Raw genomic sequence first — 17,667 nt, 5'->3', positions numbered from 1 at the left:
ATGAGTTGGAAGGAGGCCGCGGAACCGGTGCTCACACGGATGCCCACGGTCACGCGACCGGAGGGGCACGTCCCCTTCAAGCGGAAGCTGGCGTGGACCGGCGGCATCCTGGTGATGTACTTCTTCCTGACGAACGTGACGATCTTCGGGATGGGAACCGCGAGCGGGGACTTCTACGGCCAGTTCCGGTCGATCCTCGCGGGACAGCAGGGGTCGATCATGCAACTCGGCATCGGTCCCATCGTCACGGCGTCGATCGTGCTACAGTTGCTCGGCGGGGCGAACCTGCTGGGACTGGACACCGACGATCCGCGCGATCAGGTGCTGTACCAGGGCCTCCAGAAGCTGCTCGTCGTCGTGATGATCTGCCTGACGGGGCTTCCGATGGTGTTCGCGGGCGACTTCCTGCCCGCGGACCCCGCGGTCGCCCAGCTACTGTTCGGCTCGCAGACGGCGACGTTCGGCGTGAAGAGCCTCATCTTCGCGCAGATCTTCGTCGGCGGCGTGCTCATCCTGTTCATGGACGAGGTCATCTCCAAGTGGGGCGTCGGCTCCGGGATCGGCCTGTTCATCATCGCCAGCGTGAGCCAGCAGCTCGTCGCCGGGCTGTTCGCCACCGAGGCGCTCGGCAACGTCACCGGCTTCTTCCCGGCGTGGTTCGGCATCGTCACCGGGAGCATCCAGCTGGAGGGCTCGCTCGTCCAGGCGCTGCTGTTCGAGCCGGGCAACCTGCTCGCGCTGTTCACGACGGTGCTCATCTTCGCCATCGTCGTGTACGCCGAGAGCGTGCGCGTCGAGATCCCGCTTAGCCACGCCCGCGTGAAGGGCGCCCGCGGCCGCTTCCCCGTGAAGCTCATCTACGCCAGCGTCCTGCCGATGATCCTCATCCGCGCGCTGCAGGCGAACGTCCAGTTCCTGGGCCAGATCCTGCACTCACAGCTGGCCTCGATGCCGGCGTGGCTCGGCCAGTACGCGGACGGCCAGGTGACCGGCGGCGTGTTCTACTACCTGGCGCCGATCCAGTCGCGCCAGGACTGGATGTGGTTCATCTACGCGCCGGCGGCCGAACCGGCCGAGATCGCCCTGCGCGTCGCCGTCGACCTGTTCGTGACGATCGTCGGGTCGGCCGTCTTCGCGATCTTCTGGGTCGAGACCACGGGCATGGGGCCCGAGTCGACCGCCCAGCAGATCCAGAACTCCGGGATGCAGATCCCCGGGTTCCGGCGCAACCCGCAGGTGATCGAGAAGGTCATGGAGCGGTACATCCCGCAGGTGACCGTCATCGGCGGCGCGCTCGTCGGCCTGCTCGCCGTGCTGGCGAACATGCTCGGCACGCTCGGGGGCGTCTCCGGGACGGGGCTGCTGCTCACGGTCTCCATCACGTACAAGCTGTACGAGGAGATCGCCGAGGAGCAACTCATGGAGATGCACCCCATGATGCGCCAGATGTTCGGTTCAGATTGAACATCTGACCAACATCCTGTAACACGGTCTTTTCTTCGCCTCAATCCGTGTAGATTAATCCATCTCACCAAATGTGGGTAGATTCTGTCAACAAGATGATAACACTCATTACCGGAGATAGACTACGCGTCCTATGGCGAAGAGAAAAGACGAGGTGGACGACGACTTAGAAGAGGTATCTCGGCACGTCCATCTCACTATCAGTAAGCGAAAAAAGAAGGTGTGGCTCGAACAAGCGGAGGAACACCACCGGGGGAACCTATCAGCGTTCATAGAAGAAACCGTGGATAAGGCCCTCAGCGGGGTGTGGATTCTCAAAGAAGATGAAGAAGAGGAGACCGACGGGGTGGAGGTCAACCTCTCGGGCCTAGACGAGGACATCGACGGCATCACCGACCAACTGGCGGCGATTCAAGAGCAGTTGGACACCCTCTCCGGTGGCGGCGTATCCGCCGAACGACTGAGGGGTAACGAGTTACAGAAATTCGCCACCAGGGTCCACGACACACTTCCGTTGGTCAGCGGAACGGATGAACTGGTAGACCTGAAAAACTCGGGTGTGACACTCCCCGAGAATGAGCGAGCGAAGCTCTCTGGCACGGTAGATGACATCACTGCACACCTCGAAGAAGACCCAATACGCGTCTGGCAGGCATGCTTGTTTCTCGAACATAAGGAAGACCTCAACATCTACAGCGTCATCGACGAGGGTGAGCGCCGCTGGTACGAGTTGAAGCCGGAGGCGAATAGATGATGGAACGGAACGACAAGGGGCAGTTTGAGGCGAAATACAGACTGGAGGAGAATACCGACCACTACGAACAGTACGCTGAGTGGGTGCTGCTCAATGTGGATAAAGAAACGACTCAGGACCGCCTGAAGGCGGGAGTCCGCGCGTGGCTCTACTGGTGTGAACAACAAGACGTTGACCCGTTGACGGTGGAGGAGGACGACGTGCGTCTGTACATCCAGCACCTCCAGCGGGACAACTACGCCAACCCCACGATAACCCGTCGCGTCGCCTCGGTCTCAAAGTACTACCACGGTCTCAAACACAACGCGGAGGCTGAGTGGAAACTGGAACGGAATCCGACGACGGACATCAACCTGCGGAAGGACTACGACATTAAGAATACGTCCGACTACGTGACCGTTCTGTATCGGGAAGGTCGGAAGGACATCATCGCCCTCGGCCCCGACAAAATCAAGCCCCTCGTTGAACCCGAGAATATCCCGGGGTCGAATCCGGCGACCCGAACGCGGAACGAACTCATCATCCGCCTCTTCTGGCAGACGGCGGTTAGAGGCGACGAATTGAGTCGATTCCGTTACGGCAACATCGATTGGGACAAACGAGATATCGAATTCCGCTCGGCCAAGTTAAACCCTGAAGACCACCCCGACCTCTACTACAGGCACGTCTGGTGGGAGCCGAACTTGGACTACCTGATGTACCGATGGAAGGAATCACATCGAGAGCAGATGAATCCAAATGCTGGAGACAGCCCGTACCTATTCGTCACATCACAGAACGGGTCGGAAAAGGACTTGTACCGGATGTCTCCCAGTGAGATGTCGCGCATCGTCAAGCGAGCCGCTCACAATGCAGGCGTCCAAGAACCCCTCGTTGGTAGTGGGGATGACGTGAAACAGTGGTTGTACACCGCTCACAGACTCCGCCACTCACGAATCACATTTCTTGCTAATGACGCGAACGACGACGAAGGTATGGATTTGAACTCGCTACGCATGATGGCTGGACATGCCAAATTCGATACGACTCTCGATTACGTAAAGGGGGATTGGGAAACTGCTAGGCAACGATTCCGAACAGCGACACCAGAAGAAGAACAGACGTTCTGATTCGGCCCATCCTCTATCTGGTCATATCGAATTTGAATAGTCCGGTAAGTTCATGCACTGCCACTGATGTGGTGCTCATATGTCAGGCGAGTCTGCGGACGACATTGATTACGACTTATCTGAGGCTCAGATTCGACAGGTTCTACGAGAGTTTGGCGTTCAGAAGAGCGAGATGAACGGGATGATGCTCGAAGTGATGCGCCTCATCACGTCCCGAAAGTTCTACGAAGAGTACGATACTCGATATAACCTCCCCGATTACGCTTTTCAGCCGACAACCATCATTGAAGCTGGCGGATACCGAGAGAACACGCGGGAGAGCGTACGCAAAGACGCGCTGAAACCACTCCGGGACAAGGGAATCCTCGGATACGACGAGCCGGTGCCGAACAGTCCGAAGACGCACTACTTCCTTGCACAAGAAGTTCGTGAATACCTCGACAACGCGGAATTGGAAGAGGCCATCAGTCAGCCCGACCCCGTGGAAGACGGTAGCCGAACCGTCTCGCTTCCGTACCACGACGAGGAGCTCCACCGTGCGGCAGGGGAACATGCGGAACTAATTGCCGACGGGCTACGAGACCTCGTACCCCGACTGGCGGAATCGCCCGTTCTCGTTCACGAGGGGTTGGATAAGTCCGAGCGAGAGGACATCACTGAGAAGCTCCTCCCTATCGAGTTCGACGGCCTCTCATTCCGGCTCTCGGTGTACCCGGACGCCATCGCCTACGATGAGGCAAACGGCGTCCTCTACCTGCTAGAATCCGTGACGAGCCGTGGGCCGTTCACCGACCAGCGCATCGAGACACTCCTCGCTGACCTGAGCGAACCACGTCGAGGAATCGACGGCTGGAGCGCCAGTTCGGCTGGCCCCGACAGCCCCCGAGTGGTCTTCATTACGATGTTCCCCGACGTGGGTCGCTTCCGAACGCATTTGATGAAAATTGGTGGCGGTTCGTATGTCTGGTTGTCCGACCACCCGGGCGACCTACGCGCTATCGGGATAATTGATACGGATTTCGGTGCGACAGCCGGAGAAAACTTTGTGTACCAGCACGAGGCCGAACTCTAGTTGCCTTTGCTGAGCGAATCTTCGATGGCAAGGTCGAGCGCCTCCTGAATCTCTTTTCGCTCCACGTTGCTGAAGCCGAGAACAGTATATACGGCTTCGTCGAGGACATCCCTGTCCTCCGACGCCATGAACTCGTCAAACGCTTCGGCCAGCGTCTCTAGCTCAGCATCGGAATGCGCTTCGAGGTCAATCGTCTGGATGGTCTTCGAGGAGGAGACGTTCAAGTCGCACACGCCGCCGCCGTAGACCTGCCCGGCGAGGCGGAGGTTCAATTCCCCGAGATGGGAATTCAAGTAGGCGAGAAGCGGCTTGAGGTGACGCAGGTCTTTGACGGTCGTGGCGAGGAAATTCTCGTTCGGCACCACGGCATCTGCGTTCCAGACGGCGGTGTAATTCTCGTACACACGCCGAGGGAGTAGAATCTCGGAAGGAAGACGACTCTCGGCCTCACTGGTCATATCGTACCACGGGTCACGACTGGCGCTGCGGATACGTGTCTTGTTGTGGAGACCATCGTACGTCTCGTCGCTGTATCGCTTCTCCACCGTCCGATTCTCCGCCGCTTCAATGTACTCCAGTGCGGCAGTGTCTTCCAGTTCCTCCTTCGCCTTCGGGCACCAGAAGACGCGGTAAGGGCAGTCCTCCGCCCGTACGACAGGCGTCTGGTGGTCACGGGACGAATAGGCAATCGGGCGGAGGTATTCGTCTTCGATGTCGTCCCGCGCGGGGTCACCCTCTTCGATGATGTAGAAATCCTTGGCAAGCGTCTGGACGCCAATCATCGGGGTTGCGAACTCCGCCAGCGGGACGAAATCGTCGCTCCCCTTGATAGCCTCAAACACATCCGGGGCGCGGAGCCAGATGTCCCAGTAGTCCTCCGGTTCGAGCGCGCGCTGGGGAACCTGGGCGGCCTGCACAGCCGCATCGGTCAGGTCATCAAGAGTCTTCTCGTCGTCCCCGTTGAAGATATCCGTACTGTCAGCCTGCACGAACCGCACGTCGTTCGTGGCGGGCATCCGAATGGTGTTCTCTCTCCTCTCTGCAAGGATACAGACACTATTCACGAGGTCTCCGAAAACGCGCTCACGGAATCCGAGGAGTCCGTGGACGTAGAACTCGTTGAGAAGGAATCGCTTGAATTCCTCGCCGTACTTCCGCTTCATCCACGAATTCGACACAATCATCGCCATCTTCCCACCGGGGGCGAGGAACTCCGCCGCTCGAAGCAAGAAGTATACGTAGAGGTCGCTCTGGTCGGAAAAATCGTACCGGTCAGCGAACTGTTCGATGGTGTCCTCCGCGTTTTCGAATCGATGTCGGATGACATACGGTGGATTCCCGACGAGGGCGGTCGCCTCCGGGAAGTCCGTCTCAAAGATATTCTGGACGCCGACGTTTGAGAACTCTGCGCCGGTACTCTCACGCGCCGAGGACTGTAGGATTTCTACGGCCTCGTCGTCAATGTCCGTACCATAGATTTGCTCCCGGGCGGCGTCCTGTGATGCCCCGAGGTCTCGCAAGCGGTCATACGCATCGAATACAAACCGACCCTCTCCGACCGAGGGCTCCAGTACCGTATCACCCGAATCACGGACAGCCCACTCTACGAGGAAAGACGAAACGGGTTCTGGAGTGTAGGTCTGTCCGTGTTGTTTCCGTTCCGAAGCCACGTTACTCATACCGAGAATCTGGTCCTACAAATACCCGGTGTATCAGGCGCTCCCCGCAGGACGAAGGTCTCGCCATCGAAAGTCCACATTCTCGCCCGAATCAAGCTCAACGCGGAGTATCACCGAGTCCCGTTCATCGCCCGTGGAATCGCCCGCATCATCTTCGATGACCTCCACGACCTCACCGGTCTCCCCATGCCACTGGTCGAAATCAGGGTCAGTTTTATCAGGGATATCGATGCTGACGCGGTCGCCCTTGTCGAAGCGGTGCATACTGTGGTTTCAGAATCCCTGGGCTAAATCCCCACGGTGCAGACCTCCGTCCTTGAACGGGTCGACATGACCGTTTTCGAATGGCACCTGCGGATGGTTCAGGGGATTGAATGATGACTGTCGGCCACCTTGTACTCGGCACAGTCATCTCGACCGCCGCGCTCATCGTGGCATTTTGACTCTAGCGGGCATCCCGATGATACACCGTCACGCAGTACTGTTTTAGTAGCTAACATACTCGGTCCGCGTATGAGCGGGGACCGAATCATCCAGTTCGTCGTCGGCGCGGTTGGGACTACCATCATGGCGTTGGTCGTTATCGCCTTCTTCGATACGCTCCTCGCCTCGTCCGCCGCCCTCCAACCGGGCGACCCGTTCTATCCCCTCCAGGGGAAACTCATTGAGACGGTGGTGACTACCCTCCCGTGGCTCGTACCCGGCGCTCTCGGGGCCGCAATCGTTGTCATCGCATGTCTCCAAGACGGCTTCTGACCGCGCGGCGCTCTTTTGCCTTTGCTCCTCGTTGAAGCGATTATGACCGACTACAAACTTGACGTATCGTACAGTTCGCCTTCACGTGTTCGATATGGACGATGCCGACCCCAATGGGCCACTGGAGACGTGCGAGGTCGGCGCAGAGTTAGATAGTCGAGAACTCCGGCGCGCGTGGGGGCGGTTCCACGACGGTCTCACTTCTACGACAGGTCGGGACGACTGGGAGGGGACACTGAATCTCGACGCGGGCGAGGCGCTGTTTGGAGATATGGACGACCTCGGACGCGAGCAACTTCCCGAGCGAGACGAGGGCGACGAATTTGAGACACCGCCGATGGAAGAGTATCTCGACGAGAATCAGGACGCCGACGACCTCTGACGCGGGTCGAATTAGTTCCACATATCGGCCATCTGGGTCCGCCCTACGTGTCGAAGTAATCGGTCAACCCGACGCGGATGTTTCGCTGGCTGGTGGGGTCGTACAACGGTATTGACTCGTTCTTGATGAAGTACTGGACATCAAACGAGTACGGGCCGAAGTAGGAGAGCGTACCGCCCCCGACCAGAAGGACCATCCCCAGTTGTACGAGTGCACCGCCAACGACCGCATAGAGTAACGAGCTGGTCAGAATGAGGATGGCCACGTTGGTAGAACTGTAGAGGAAGAACGAGAGTGTCCGAAAGATGTCCCCATTTCTCTCTTCGAGGACGTAATGAGCGAATCCCCACACGCCGAGAGCGAGCCCAAAGTCCGCATACAATCCCAAGATGGGACCGGCGTTCGGTTGAGATATGACGTGAACAACTACCGCCGTCGAGTTGGTCAAGACCGTCACTCGGCTCACGTAATACTTCTCGACGAAGAACCCGATGAGGAGGAGGGCGAGCTGCGGAAGTACGTATCCGGCGTGCTGGCCGAGGAATTCTGTGAGCATATCAACCCACTATGTAGTCAACATATAGTTCTCATGCCGATGTACGTCACTATGGTACAAGCGGAATCCCACCAGCTAACGCCGCCAAACCACCGAAGCCGAGAAGACCAACCAAGAGTCCAATCAGGCCGATTCTGACTCCGTAAATTTCCACGAGGGGACCAACTTTGATGGGAGCCTCTTCTACCTCAACGAGGGTACTCCCCCGTCTCCACATCTCGCGCCCTACGGAACCAGTCACGCTGGCGAGCGTCTTCCCGCCGACCATCGTCCCGGATGAAACCAACGGAGCAGAGACTTCAGCAAACCGATTCAGGCCGGAACTTGACACACTGATGCCCTGTCTGATTTGGCCGATTGCATCATCCGAGGACTCCTCTGTGAACGCGCCGAGAGCCCAGAAAACCGCCCCCAACCCGAGGATAACGACATACCCCCGGGCGAAGCCCGGTATCGGAGCAAGGGCCGAGTTGATAAAGTCCGCAATCGCTTGAACGGGATTCGGTATCATAGTGGGAACATCCTATTCGAATTTAATAAGAATTCGGACCATCCAGTATGTGCTAATAGAATGGTCCGAATTGGCGGCGTAGGATTCAAACGCAACGGGTATAGACCGATAGTAGTCGTTCCCGACCCTTGGTATGGCCGGCTCAAGAGGTCGAAACAGGCGCTGGTGGCCGCAGACCTACTGCTGGGGCTTGCCGGAGTGATTGCATTCGCACTTGGGATTCCGTTCGGTCTGCCCATCATCGGGTTTTCAATCACCGTCCTACTTCTCGTCGAAATTGGGAGACGTATTACTGTGAGTGCCGAGACAGTACATGTGACCGCTACTCCGACTGTAGCAAAGGCATCGGTGGAGTATAGTAATGAAGCCGAGGCTGAGTCAGAAGAGGAGTAGTCTGTCCGATTATAACCGAATCCGTGTCGCCCAGGAACCGACGAGCGTAGTTGATGGGCACGTCAGACGCGCGGTCGGGGCCGCCCGCCGGAACTAACATCGTGGTCGCGTGGTTGCTCGCTATGATATCGGCTGGAGGGGACATGTTCACATTGGCTAAAATCGTACTTGCAATCAAACTCAATATCTTCGCGCTCCCACTCTCACACACTCCTGCACTATCGCTACCACTATGGGTCTGGTACGTCGTTTCGGTAATGTGGATAGCTCAAGTCGCCCATCACACGAACTACTCAATGGGCGACATCATTGACGAACTCGAAGAGGCGTACCTGAGTCTACGCCCATAGCAGTAATCGAAGAGTACGTTTCTGCTGTAACGAGTGTACATTTCCGCTGTATAGCATTCATTTCGTTCGTTCAAATGACCACAAAACACATATCAACACCGAGTGACATCAGTCCATGCCTGAGAACATCACTGTCACCCCGGACTCCGCCGTGGATACCGTGATAGAGTACCTCCATGCACACACTTCCAGCGGCTGTGACCTCCGTAACGACTGAGTTACTCCGCCAGTAGCTGTTCTATCGAGTCCTCCATGCCAGAATGTTCAATGTCCAATCGACGGCGGAACTCAAGAGCGAATAGTGCGCAGGATTCGATGGCCCAATCCACAATCTCGTGAGAAAGGAAGGATTTCGGGTCACGGGTTGTCTCATAGAATGGATTGAAATCCAAGCCATTCGGGATGCTTCCAGGTGGACTGATTTCCTCCTTACTGTCATACCAATCTGGCTCAAAGTGAATGAGGTCGTTTCGCAATCTACGGACCGTATTGACGCGCTGGTAGAGCCCTTCCCCTGTGTCAAAGGGTTCACGTCCGGTGTGAACAAGTAGGAGTTGATACTTCTTCAACGAGTTCTTGTTCTTGAACCAATACTTGTCAACATCACGAAGTCCGAGTAACACACGGTAGAGGATTACTTCCCCGTCCATGGTGCCGGTCCAATCTTTTCCAGCTCTTTCCCACCCTTCGGCTGCGGTCATCATTAAATCGAAGACCTCGTTGACAGAGGCTTCCAAGAACGCGGTCGAACTGATGATGGCATTAGCTGCATAGCCATCATGAATCATCCGTACGGGTATCTCTCCTTTTGCGAACTCATCTTCCTCCCCCTGGGCTAACGCTGCTTCAATCTCCTCCACCTCCAAAGAGAGAGCTTTCGCGGCGTGAAGATGAACAGGTGAGAAGCTGAGTTTCATTTTCATTGTCTGCCCAGTGCGTTGTCATTTATTTAATCGTTCTCGTTCAGAAGGGTCGCGTGAGCGAGGAGTTGCTCGCCCACGTCCCGCGCCTCCTCTGCAGTGAGACCGACGCCAAGACCCATCTCTCCGTGACCGGCACGTGATGTGAGGCTCACCCGGACCTGCGTCTCAGTAGGGATGATGGCCAGCGTCGTAGTCGCATCGAGTCCCATCGTCAGGTCGGAGTATCCACCCTCGCCGGTGATATCAAGCTCCATCAGGACGACCCACTCACCGGTCCTTGTTATATTTCAGATTTACCATGTGTTCGTTAGATACTGGTCTCAGAACCGGTTCAAGCGTACATTTCCGCTGTAAGCCTATTCTCTACTGGTTTCGAACTCGAATACCTCTATTCACAGCCGACAAAACGCCTTTGAACGAGTCAACACTTTTACCAACAAGTGACTTGGCCATGACCGGCAACGAGGAAGCGAAAGAACGGGTGTACCGCCAGTACTGCCTAGGCGAAGCGACCGAAGAGGACGTGGAGGAAGTGTTCGGAGAGGATTTTGACGAGTTCCTCCGGCGGCGAGAGTTCAAGGATTCGCTACAGAGGACACCGACGAACGAGGCTACAGACGCCCTAGTCATCCCGCATGAGGATGGGAGTTGAGACCCCGCTTATGCTGATAGTCCGCGTTGGTATACTCGTGCGATGACCCATCACCGGGAGTCGCACACAGGATAGCTAACACACTCGATTGACCGCCCTGGTCGATACTGCATCACGTTCGGTTGGGATTCTTGTTGGCCCGCGTGCGTTGCTGATATCCTTGCACGCGGGTTGTCGTCGTTGCTTCTGTCTGGTTCTGTTTCTGCACATCTGGATGTATGTCTGACTGGATTGCTGGGAAGATTACCGGATAGACACCTCGACAGTAAACTGCATTACCACACAGATGTACTGGCGTACTGACGCACAGATGTACTACTGCAGCCACAGCTCAGGCAAGTGAACGAGAGCAGCGAGCGGGGATTCCCCGCCCGCCGGTTCCCAGCAAGATTGACTCGTCCAGAGATGGCCGACCCCGACGAAGGATGGCGGTTTCTGAACGAATATATGTAAGACTTCCGACTGCTTAAGTCCTTCTATGCCGGGGTAAGGGGGGGTGCCGAACAGACCCCTTACAGACCCCCCTTATTCTGCCGAATTCATAGGGATAGGGATTTCTCCCTACCAAATCTGCTTCCAAGGTGGGGGGAGGGGGGGATTAGGGGTATCTAGAGGAAGTTTTTACTTTGTTACTTGTTAACAAGCAACGTAAAAGTTTGGTGTCTTGAACATCGAATCTCTAAGAGACTCGTCCTGAACCCTCCCTCTGGATTTCCACCAATCGGTTTATGTATGGTTGAAGGTACAAATTCTCTATCGTCCATCTAATGGGGGTCAAATGGGGGGTAACCCCCCCGACCCCCCGATTTCGAATGGTTTTAATACACTTCATATCAGAATGCCGATATACCTTTACTCTCCCCCCGCACAACTGATAGTATGTCATCCCAGCAAGATGACGCCCAGACGGACGTATCGCCCTCCCCGAGCGACGAGGAGGTAACCAGCCCGCTCCTGTTCGGCGCTCACGGACCGGACCCCAAGGCTGAGTCTACCCTCAAGCAAGTTGTCAGTGGCCTAGAGCCAGTCGATGGCGTCATCATGGGGACGGCGGATGATATCTCAAAGCCCGTTGGAGATGAGGTTCTCGATGATTTCGTCTCCCACCCGGACACCCTCCTCTTCCACCTCACGCTGGCTGCTCGGGATTGCTACGAGAACGACACGGATGTCCACCTCGTCGGGGAGTTCCCATCTCACCAGCGACTCGAAGACCTACGCGCATCGTCGGTAGGGACACTCGTATCGGTTGAGGCGCGAGTGATGAAGCGGACGGATGTGTACGACCGACACATCTACGCAGTCTTCCAGTGCGCTGACTGCGGCCACAAGATGACCCGTCGGCAGTCCCGCGCGGCAGGGGAACTGGACTACCCACGGGAGTGCACCTCCAAGGACTGCAACAATAAGGCGCGCAAGTGGTTCGACCACCTCGCTCAGCAGGGCGACATCGTTGACCGTCAGCAGGTCATCCTTCAAGACCTCCACACGCTCGCGTCCACGCCGAATCCGGCGGAACTGCGAGCAGACCTGAATTGCCGACTCGTGAACGAGGTTGAGTCCGGAGAGACCGTCACGGTGACGGCTATCCTCCGGGCGACGGAGGACGACGACAAGAACTCGAAGCACTTCCTGCAAGTGGTCGGCATCAAACACCACGACCGAGGGTACAACGGCGTCGAACTCACGGATGAGGACCGCGCCAAGCACGAGGAGATTGCTTCCTCGGGGGACGTGTTCGAGACGCTCTCTGAGTCCATCGCTCCGTCCATCAAGGGCGACTACCAGCTTGCGCGGATGGCTGGCCTCTACCAGCTCGTCGGCGGTGTTCGTCGTGATACGGACGACCAGAAGGAACGGGTGAACATCCACGTGGCGTACGTCGGTGACCCAGGTACCGGGAAGTCCGACCTCGCCAAGTACATCGCCAAAATCGCCCCGAAGTCTGTCTACCAGAGCGCAGACAACGCCACACAAGCTGGCCTCACCGCCTCTATCAGCTACGAAGATGACTTCGATACCACGAAGGCGACCCTGACGGGCGGTGCGTTCGTGAAGGCGGACGGCGGCCTCATCGTCCTCGACGAACTGGACAAGGGTAGGGAGTCAGTTCGGAACTGCCTCCAAGAGCCGCTCGAAGAGCAGGAGGTCTCCGTCGCGAAGCACGACATCCGCGCGACGCTCCCGACTCGGTGCGGCGCGCTTCTCGTCGCCAACCCCGACCACTCCCGGTTCGACCTTTCGACACCGCTGAAGAACCAGATAAACATCAACGATGTCGTCTGGGACCGGATGGATGTCATTGTCCCGTTCGTGAACAAACCCGATGAGGAGCGGGACAACGCCATCGCAGACTCGATTCTGAACCGTGTGAAAGGCGAGGCTCACGAGTACATCTCCCCAGAGCGGATGACGAAGTACGTAGCTCACGCACGCACCATCGACCCCGAGATGACGGACGAGGCGGGCGACGAGATTCACGAGTGGTGGGTCTCTCTCCGCAATAGTTCGGACGGTATCCGGACTGCTGTCGGCGTCCGCCAGTTCTACTCGGCTATCCGACTCGCCGAAGCGTCTGCTCGAATCCGCCTATCTTATACAGTAGACCTAGAGGATGCGGAGCGAGCAATCCACATGATGGACACGTGGATGACACTGATGATGACCAATGAGAAGGGCCAGTTGGATATGGACGTTCTCTCCGGCGAGTCGGCTCCAGTCAGAGAGAAGATTCAGATTCTCCGCGAAACCATCCGCAATCTTGCTGATGAAGATGGAGGTGTAGACCGTAGTGAAGTAATGGATGCTCTCACCGAGGAGACAAATGAGAAAAGAGCCAACCTCCAGCAGTTCGTAAACGGCAAAATTGGAGACCCCTCGAAGTCAGGGGTGAAGCAGGACGACGGAAAGCTGTACACTGGTGATTTCGAATGAGCACCTCGTCGGAGTCCCCGTTCGTTGAGTTTGTCGGGACAGCGACCAACCCTCGACTGCGCGGTCGAGTCCGGGCGACGGGTCAGAGTGTAGTCGTCCGTCTCGACAAGCACGTGGAGGTGGACGGTGCGCGTGTTGGAGTCGTGCAGTTGGGCCCCAGGGCGAGGTGGATGCGGACTCAGTTTAATGAGTTCGTCCTCCCACCTGACTCGTCTATCGTGGCTCTAATCCATGTTGAAAACGTACGAAACCTCGTAGGATACTGCGTCAAGTGCAACGTGGAGGTAGTTGTCGCTTGGGAGTTTTGGAATCACGAGAAAGAGGGAAGCAGCTAGTAGTCATCTTAACCGATTAACGGTCAGCTCAACTTCGGAGATGTTGAGAGAATCGAAATTTCGCATTCTGAATTCCCTGCAAACCTATTAGTTAATTACAATTGGGGTGAGTAAGATGGCGATGTTGATGACCTCAAATGGATATAACTCTCTACCGGCATTTCTTTCGTTCACCGGGGTAATATTAGCCCTCGGTGGGGGATTAAGTATATTTTTAGTTGGCTTAGCCGTCTTATTCAAAGTGTTTCCAGCTATTCAACCGATTCTGCTAAACTCAGATGCCATTACTTCTATCGGACTGGCTTACGACATAATCGGTGCAATGTTGATTTCGTACGACGCGGTAGCGGGCACAGGTGTCCTTGCTCAGTTGTTATGGTATCTTAAGCGCAAGAGAATCTCACTATCTAAGCGTTTACTGATGCTCTTCTATCTACTCAACCCACCATTGAAGAGAGAAAAAGATGGTATCAATGCTCATCTGAATGCCATTAAACGGGGAAAGGATGTGAAAAATGCGGACCTCAGTAAGCGGGCTATTGGTGAACCACCCGGAGTACAGTCGGAATATGACCAATTCCGGGAAATACAACGGCCTGCAGTCATCAAGTGGTTTGGGTTCGTACTCCTCTCACTTGGATTCATTATGCAATTTATCGCCATACATATCCCTGAATAGTCATCTCAGCGATAGATATGGTTATTATGAATAATTCTCGACTTGGTTGAGCTATAAAACGTTTATTCATCCTGAATATAATCCTCTAATCGCTACCTGGTGGGTGTCTTATATTCAAGACACACCAATTGACGTAAGTTCATCTAACAACCGTTCTAGTACTCGGTTTGCAGACAAACTTGTGGTTGTCTTTCACTGAGTTGTGTCTGAAAACAGGGTTTCAACAGAGCAGCGAAAGTACTTCACTAAACGGTTACTCTTCCCTAGCAGCTTCCATGTGAAGCTCAGCGCGTTCTCCGGGGACGTATCGGTCTCCCTCCTGTCGAAGCAAGCCCATCTCTACGAGTTCCTCCGCCGTGTACTCATTGGGGATGTCCCCCTTCTTCAGATACCCGCGAGCATTCAAGAGCCATGCAGCCAGTTCCCACTTCTCTTCGTTGAACATACATGTAGAAACGTTGAAGTACCCTATAGGTATGCTCCTAGATGGGTGATTCTATCCCCCTTGGAATCACCCGTTTTGTAACCATCTGAGAAACCTGAAGCCAATATGTATACTTATTGTTTTCGATGGGACTAGGTGGGTTAGAAACCCGTTATTGGCTACCCATCCATTCACCCATTTTCACCCATCTACCCCCGCCTCACGACCCCTCTCTATGAGCCTAACCCGTGAATCTTCACTCGGTACGAGGTGTGTAATCGAGGCGGTTCTACCCCTCAGAGTCACATCTAAATTGAAACGGAGCAACGGGGTCTACAAATTATAGGTATCTTGGTATCGAGGGGACACCTGGGCCCCTCACTGAACTCGAAGGACAGGCCATCTAAACCATCAACCCCGAACTGCCGGTCTACCTCCGCAGGCGTCAGGTGGACCATCTACTTCCGGATGAATTGTGGACGGACTTCGAATTGGACACCCTCGACTCACGGAATGGGTGAGGACACTCCACGGCTTCGCTGAACGGGGCGAGCCACTGCCGGTAATTTCCTGCTCTCATGATTTGAGGTGGCCGAGAGGGCCCCGTCATAGGGAATTGACCAATTGATTACGACATAGATTGATAAGCGCACATATCAAATCCACATTATCTAACGCACAACTACATTAATGGGGGAACCGTGATAAGAAATAGCATAGGGAGAGTAACGGTGCAACGCGACTTCATCAACGCCCTTCACCGTAGATTTCGCAATCTCATCAGGAGACGACTTCCTTTCCAAGTCACAGAGCGGCACAAAGTCGGTCTCCTTGCGCTGATTTCCTTATTAACCCATGAATTTGAGATGTTTGCGGTGTTCGGTCTCCTCTCCTCAAATTTACTGTTCTTTTACACAATCTACCTCTTCGCTGGCAAGGTACTGCACATCCTTCCAGCCGTAATACCAACCTCCAGTTTACAGGCCATCCTCGCCGGCACGTCGCTAGCGTTTTCAGCATTGTTTGGTGGAATTCACCCGTCTGCGCCTCATATTGAGAATCTCAGCCAATTGGAGGTTCTCTTTCCTACAATCATGGTTTCGATAGTGGTTATCGATACGTACTTCGTTCATTTTCGACAGGACGACGCATATCCACACCAATATGGGCTTCATCTAGTGGCGATGCTAAAGCGGAGACCCATAGCTGATGTAAAACACGAGTACGCAGTGGCAGAACACGCTCTGCGGGGCACTGTTTCATGGTGGTGGGAGGTAATAGAGACTCTCCTATTTCGGGGAGTAGTCCCCCTGACGATAATCACCCCCTTCCTCATTGTCGGGGTGTTCCTCCCGGTCATCGGTTTTTACTATCCGTTACCTGAATTGGCGTTGCTCGGTGGTGTGCTGGTCGGCCCGTATATCGCGTCGCGATTCAGAGCAGTAGATAGTTCGGACGGCATCATCGCCGCCATTGATTCGGAATCGGTGATTGTGGAGATTGTATCGAGTCCACGGATTCACAATTTTAAAGGATACTTCGCATTGGCTGCCGTACTCGCCAATTTCATATATCCGGCACTCATGGTGCTGGCAGCAACCAGTGTGCTGATTGGGACTTTCAGCCTAATCGGGGGAACGAGTGTGCTTCAACTTCTCACACTCTCAGTCGCCGGAGTCCTCGTAGTCTTCGGAATCTACGGGGCATGGTTCTGGCGGATTGAACTGTGCCGACTTCCCGCGTTCGTCACAGCATGGGAGCAGACACATGGCCTCAGCGAAGAGGGGTTCGATGCTAACGCCGCCAGGCACCTCAAGACTCGACCTCGGTGGGGGATGCTGCCAGCGTCGGTGTATCTCTTAATCTTCCCGTTCATTGCGTGGCTAAGTCAACTCGCCTCTACCAGCGCTGAGTCCTACGCGGTTCTCCTCGTGTACGCGATTTTCTGGGTAGGTGGGGGGCTTTTCTTGTTCTGGTCACTGCGCTGGACTCAGACCCACCCCCCTCAATCCCCCTACTCGGAATCGAGGACAATCATGGTGAATTGTATCATTCAAAGTGCTGGTGTTGCGGTGTTTTTCACCGCAGTAACTTGGCAGGTGGACGGGCTAACCCTTGCACTGCATATTGGCGGAGTCATCTTTATTTTGCCATTGTGTTGTGCTATCTTACTCTACTTTGAGGATGCAAGTATGTGGATACGACGACAGTTCGATTATGAACCGGAATTCGTGTTGGCATCCACACTGCTTGTGAATTTAGGCGCACTCACACTCGCTTGGTGGGAGTCCGCAGGCCAAGTTTTCTTAATCGGACTCTTCACAAGTAGCCTCCTTCTTGGAATTCTCCTAGTTGTTCAGTGGCGATGGCGGAAGGTGAAGGCGAGACACATGCCCGAGGAAACTGTCAGGGGTAAAAAGCAGTAGTCAGTCTCCGCCTGACCCCGAAAATCCGATTTCACGGTATATGTACGGTCGCAACTTTCCGTTCACTTAGTCGAATGCTGGTCTCGGGCGGAAGACGCAGGGATGGCCGTCGAGTCGTTGTCGGTCTAACTTATACTGGAGGAACGACCCAGTAGTGGATATTTTATCCTATTTGTTAGTAAATTGTTGCTACTTTTTGCTTGATGCGCCAGATGTTCGGCTCGGACTGACCGGACGAACCGTCCCCACGCTCTTCCGCTCCCCGTCC

19 protein-coding genes are annotated in these 17,667 nt (G+C 55.3%); 12 read left to right on the top strand and 7 right to left on the bottom strand.

Translation table 11 applies throughout. The features are described 5' to 3' along the window. From secY to HUG12_RS16980, 4 genes are all read left to right on the top strand, one after another. Complete coding sequence (secY, locus tag HUG12_RS16995) at nucleotides 1-1,464, top strand: preprotein translocase subunit SecY (RefSeq protein WP_179269921.1); 1,464 nt, start codon at nucleotides 1-3, stop codon at nucleotides 1,462-1,464. Nucleotides 1,465-1,597: 133 nt separating this feature from the next. Further along, nucleotides 1,598-2,218, top strand: a complete 621-nt coding sequence (locus HUG12_RS16990; RefSeq protein WP_179269920.1) for a hypothetical protein — start codon at nucleotides 1,598-1,600, stop codon at nucleotides 2,216-2,218. Next, nucleotides 2,218-3,327 carry a tyrosine-type recombinase/integrase gene (locus HUG12_RS16985; protein ID WP_218836343.1) on the top strand — a complete coding sequence of 370 codons (1,110 nt, stop codon included), beginning with the start codon at nucleotides 2,218-2,220 and terminating at the stop codon, nucleotides 3,325-3,327. The genes HUG12_RS16990 and HUG12_RS16985 overlap by 1 nt, the downstream gene beginning before the upstream one ends. Before the next feature lie 79 nt (nucleotides 3,328-3,406). Continuing rightward, the gene (locus HUG12_RS16980) at nucleotides 3,407-4,399 is read left to right on the top strand and encodes a BsuBI/PstI family type II restriction endonuclease (protein ID WP_179269918.1); all 993 of its coding nucleotides are present in this window, start codon (nucleotides 3,407-3,409) and stop codon (nucleotides 4,397-4,399) included. Here HUG12_RS16980 and HUG12_RS16975 read toward each other — a convergent pair. After that, nucleotides 4,396-6,069, bottom strand: coding sequence for an HsdM family class I SAM-dependent methyltransferase (locus HUG12_RS16975; protein ID WP_179269917.1), 1,674 nt, complete (start codon nucleotides 6,067-6,069; stop codon nucleotides 4,396-4,398). The genes HUG12_RS16980 and HUG12_RS16975 overlap by 4 nt on opposite strands. Nucleotides 6,070-6,111: 42 nt before the next feature. Beyond that, nucleotides 6,112-6,342 carry a hypothetical protein gene (locus HUG12_RS16970; protein WP_179269916.1) on the bottom strand — a complete coding sequence of 77 codons (231 nt, stop codon included), beginning with the start codon at nucleotides 6,340-6,342 and terminating at the stop codon, nucleotides 6,112-6,114. Nucleotides 6,343-6,591: 249 nt separating this feature from the next. On the opposite strand from HUG12_RS16970, the gene HUG12_RS16965 reads away from it, so the two are divergent. Further along, on the top strand, nucleotides 6,592-6,834 hold the full coding sequence (locus tag HUG12_RS16965) for a hypothetical protein (RefSeq protein ID WP_179269915.1): 243 nt from the start codon (nucleotides 6,592-6,594) through the stop codon (nucleotides 6,832-6,834). Nucleotides 6,835-6,919: 85 nt separating this feature from the next. Then, nucleotides 6,920-7,216 carry a hypothetical protein gene (locus HUG12_RS16960; protein WP_218836342.1) on the top strand — a complete coding sequence of 99 codons (297 nt, stop codon included), beginning with the start codon at nucleotides 6,920-6,922 and terminating at the stop codon, nucleotides 7,214-7,216. A 43-nt stretch (nucleotides 7,217-7,259) separates the two neighbouring features. On the opposite strand, the gene HUG12_RS16955 is transcribed toward HUG12_RS16960, so the two are convergent. Both HUG12_RS16955 and HUG12_RS16950 read right to left on the bottom strand, forming a co-directional pair. Beyond that, nucleotides 7,260-7,772: a hypothetical protein gene (locus tag HUG12_RS16955; RefSeq protein ID WP_179269913.1), complete on the bottom strand. Its 513-nt coding sequence runs from the start codon at nucleotides 7,770-7,772 to the stop codon at nucleotides 7,260-7,262. Between the two features lie 49 nt (nucleotides 7,773-7,821). Beyond that, a complete protein-coding gene (locus HUG12_RS16950) occupies nucleotides 7,822-8,283 on the bottom strand; it encodes a hypothetical protein (RefSeq protein WP_179269912.1) in 462 nt (153 codons plus the stop codon). A 60-nt stretch (nucleotides 8,284-8,343) separates the two neighbouring features. Between HUG12_RS16950 and HUG12_RS16945 the strand changes: the two genes are divergently transcribed. Then, entirely contained in the window at nucleotides 8,344-8,676 is a 333-nt protein-coding gene (locus tag HUG12_RS16945) for a hypothetical protein (protein WP_179269911.1), read from the top strand. Between the two features lie 53 nt (nucleotides 8,677-8,729). Continuing rightward, nucleotides 8,730-9,026, top strand: coding sequence for a hypothetical protein (locus HUG12_RS16940; protein WP_179269910.1), 297 nt, complete (start codon nucleotides 8,730-8,732; stop codon nucleotides 9,024-9,026). Between the two features lie 218 nt (nucleotides 9,027-9,244). Here HUG12_RS16940 and HUG12_RS16935 read toward each other — a convergent pair whose 3' ends face one another. Both HUG12_RS16935 and HUG12_RS16930 read right to left on the bottom strand, forming a co-directional pair. Further along, entirely contained in the window at nucleotides 9,245-9,949 is a 705-nt protein-coding gene (locus HUG12_RS16935) for a hypothetical protein (protein WP_179269909.1), read from the bottom strand. 26 nt (nucleotides 9,950-9,975) lie between these two features. Then, complete coding sequence (locus tag HUG12_RS16930; protein WP_179269908.1) at nucleotides 9,976-10,203, bottom strand: hypothetical protein; 228 nt, start codon at nucleotides 10,201-10,203, stop codon at nucleotides 9,976-9,978. A 197-nt stretch (nucleotides 10,204-10,400) separates the two neighbouring features. Between HUG12_RS16930 and HUG12_RS16925 the strand changes: the two genes are divergently transcribed. The 3 genes from HUG12_RS16925 (at nucleotide 10,401) to HUG12_RS16915 (ending at nucleotide 14,549) form a co-directional block, all read left to right on the top strand. Then, on the top strand, nucleotides 10,401-10,601 hold the full coding sequence (locus HUG12_RS16925) for a hypothetical protein (protein ID WP_179269907.1): 201 nt from the start codon (nucleotides 10,401-10,403) through the stop codon (nucleotides 10,599-10,601). 879 nt (nucleotides 10,602-11,480) lie between these two features. Further along, nucleotides 11,481-13,535, top strand: a complete 2,055-nt coding sequence (locus tag HUG12_RS16920) for an ATP-binding protein (RefSeq protein WP_179269906.1) — start codon at nucleotides 11,481-11,483, stop codon at nucleotides 13,533-13,535. Nucleotides 13,536-13,985: 450 nt separating this feature from the next. After that, nucleotides 13,986-14,549 carry a hypothetical protein gene (locus HUG12_RS16915; protein ID WP_179269905.1) on the top strand — a complete coding sequence of 188 codons (564 nt, stop codon included), beginning with the start codon at nucleotides 13,986-13,988 and terminating at the stop codon, nucleotides 14,547-14,549. A 253-nt stretch (nucleotides 14,550-14,802) separates the two neighbouring features. On the opposite strand, the gene HUG12_RS16910 is transcribed toward HUG12_RS16915, so the two are convergent. Then, a complete protein-coding gene (locus tag HUG12_RS16910) occupies nucleotides 14,803-14,994 on the bottom strand; it encodes a hypothetical protein (RefSeq protein ID WP_179269904.1) in 192 nt (63 codons plus the stop codon). 710 nt (nucleotides 14,995-15,704) lie between these two features. Here HUG12_RS16910 and HUG12_RS16905 point away from each other — a divergent pair. Next, nucleotides 15,705-17,399 (top strand): hypothetical protein, encoded by a 1,695-nt coding sequence (locus HUG12_RS16905; protein ID WP_179269903.1) that lies wholly within the window; start codon nucleotides 15,705-15,707, stop codon nucleotides 17,397-17,399. The last annotated feature ends 268 nt before the right edge of the window (nucleotides 17,400-17,667 follow it).

It is taken from the genome of Halorarum salinum (assembly GCF_013402875.1).
In the GTDB taxonomy this organism is placed as follows: Archaea; Halobacteriota; Halobacteria; order Halobacteriales; family Haloferacaceae; genus Halorarum; species Halorarum salinum.
This window is presented reverse-complemented; position numbering and strand designations above follow the sequence as displayed.

Coding starts and splice junctions, on each gene's coding strand:
- secY (WP_179269921.1), top strand. CDS start 1: ATGAGTTGGAAGGAGGCCGCGGAACCGGTGCTCACACGGATGCCCACG.
- HUG12_RS16990 (WP_179269920.1), top strand. CDS start 1,598: ATGGCGAAGAGAAAAGACGAGGTGGACGACGACTTAGAAGAGGTATCT.
- HUG12_RS16985 (WP_218836343.1), top strand. CDS start 2,218: ATGGAACGGAACGACAAGGGGCAGTTTGAGGCGAAATACAGACTGGAG.
- HUG12_RS16980 (WP_179269918.1), top strand. CDS start 3,407: ATGTCAGGCGAGTCTGCGGACGACATTGATTACGACTTATCTGAGGCT.
- HUG12_RS16970 (WP_179269916.1), bottom strand. CDS start 6,342: ATGCACCGCTTCGACAAGGGCGACCGCGTCAGCATCGATATCCCTGAT.
- HUG12_RS16965 (WP_179269915.1), top strand. CDS start 6,592: ATGAGCGGGGACCGAATCATCCAGTTCGTCGTCGGCGCGGTTGGGACT.
- HUG12_RS16955 (WP_179269913.1), bottom strand. CDS start 7,772: ATGCTCACAGAATTCCTCGGCCAGCACGCCGGATACGTACTTCCGCAG.
- HUG12_RS16950 (WP_179269912.1), bottom strand. CDS start 8,283: ATGATACCGAATCCCGTTCAAGCGATTGCGGACTTTATCAACTCGGCC.
- HUG12_RS16945 (WP_179269911.1), top strand. CDS start 8,344: ATGGTCCGAATTGGCGGCGTAGGATTCAAACGCAACGGGTATAGACCG.
- HUG12_RS16940 (WP_179269910.1), top strand. CDS start 8,730: ATGGGCACGTCAGACGCGCGGTCGGGGCCGCCCGCCGGAACTAACATC.
- HUG12_RS16935 (WP_179269909.1), bottom strand. CDS start 9,949: ATGAAAATGAAACTCAGCTTCTCACCTGTTCATCTTCACGCCGCGAAA.
- HUG12_RS16930 (WP_179269908.1), bottom strand. CDS start 10,203: ATGGAGCTTGATATCACCGGCGAGGGTGGATACTCCGACCTGACGATG.
- HUG12_RS16925 (WP_179269907.1), top strand. CDS start 10,401: ATGACCGGCAACGAGGAAGCGAAAGAACGGGTGTACCGCCAGTACTGC.
- HUG12_RS16920 (WP_179269906.1), top strand. CDS start 11,481: ATGTCATCCCAGCAAGATGACGCCCAGACGGACGTATCGCCCTCCCCG.
- HUG12_RS16915 (WP_179269905.1), top strand. CDS start 13,986: ATGGCGATGTTGATGACCTCAAATGGATATAACTCTCTACCGGCATTT.
- HUG12_RS16910 (WP_179269904.1), bottom strand. CDS start 14,994: ATGTTCAACGAAGAGAAGTGGGAACTGGCTGCATGGCTCTTGAATGCT.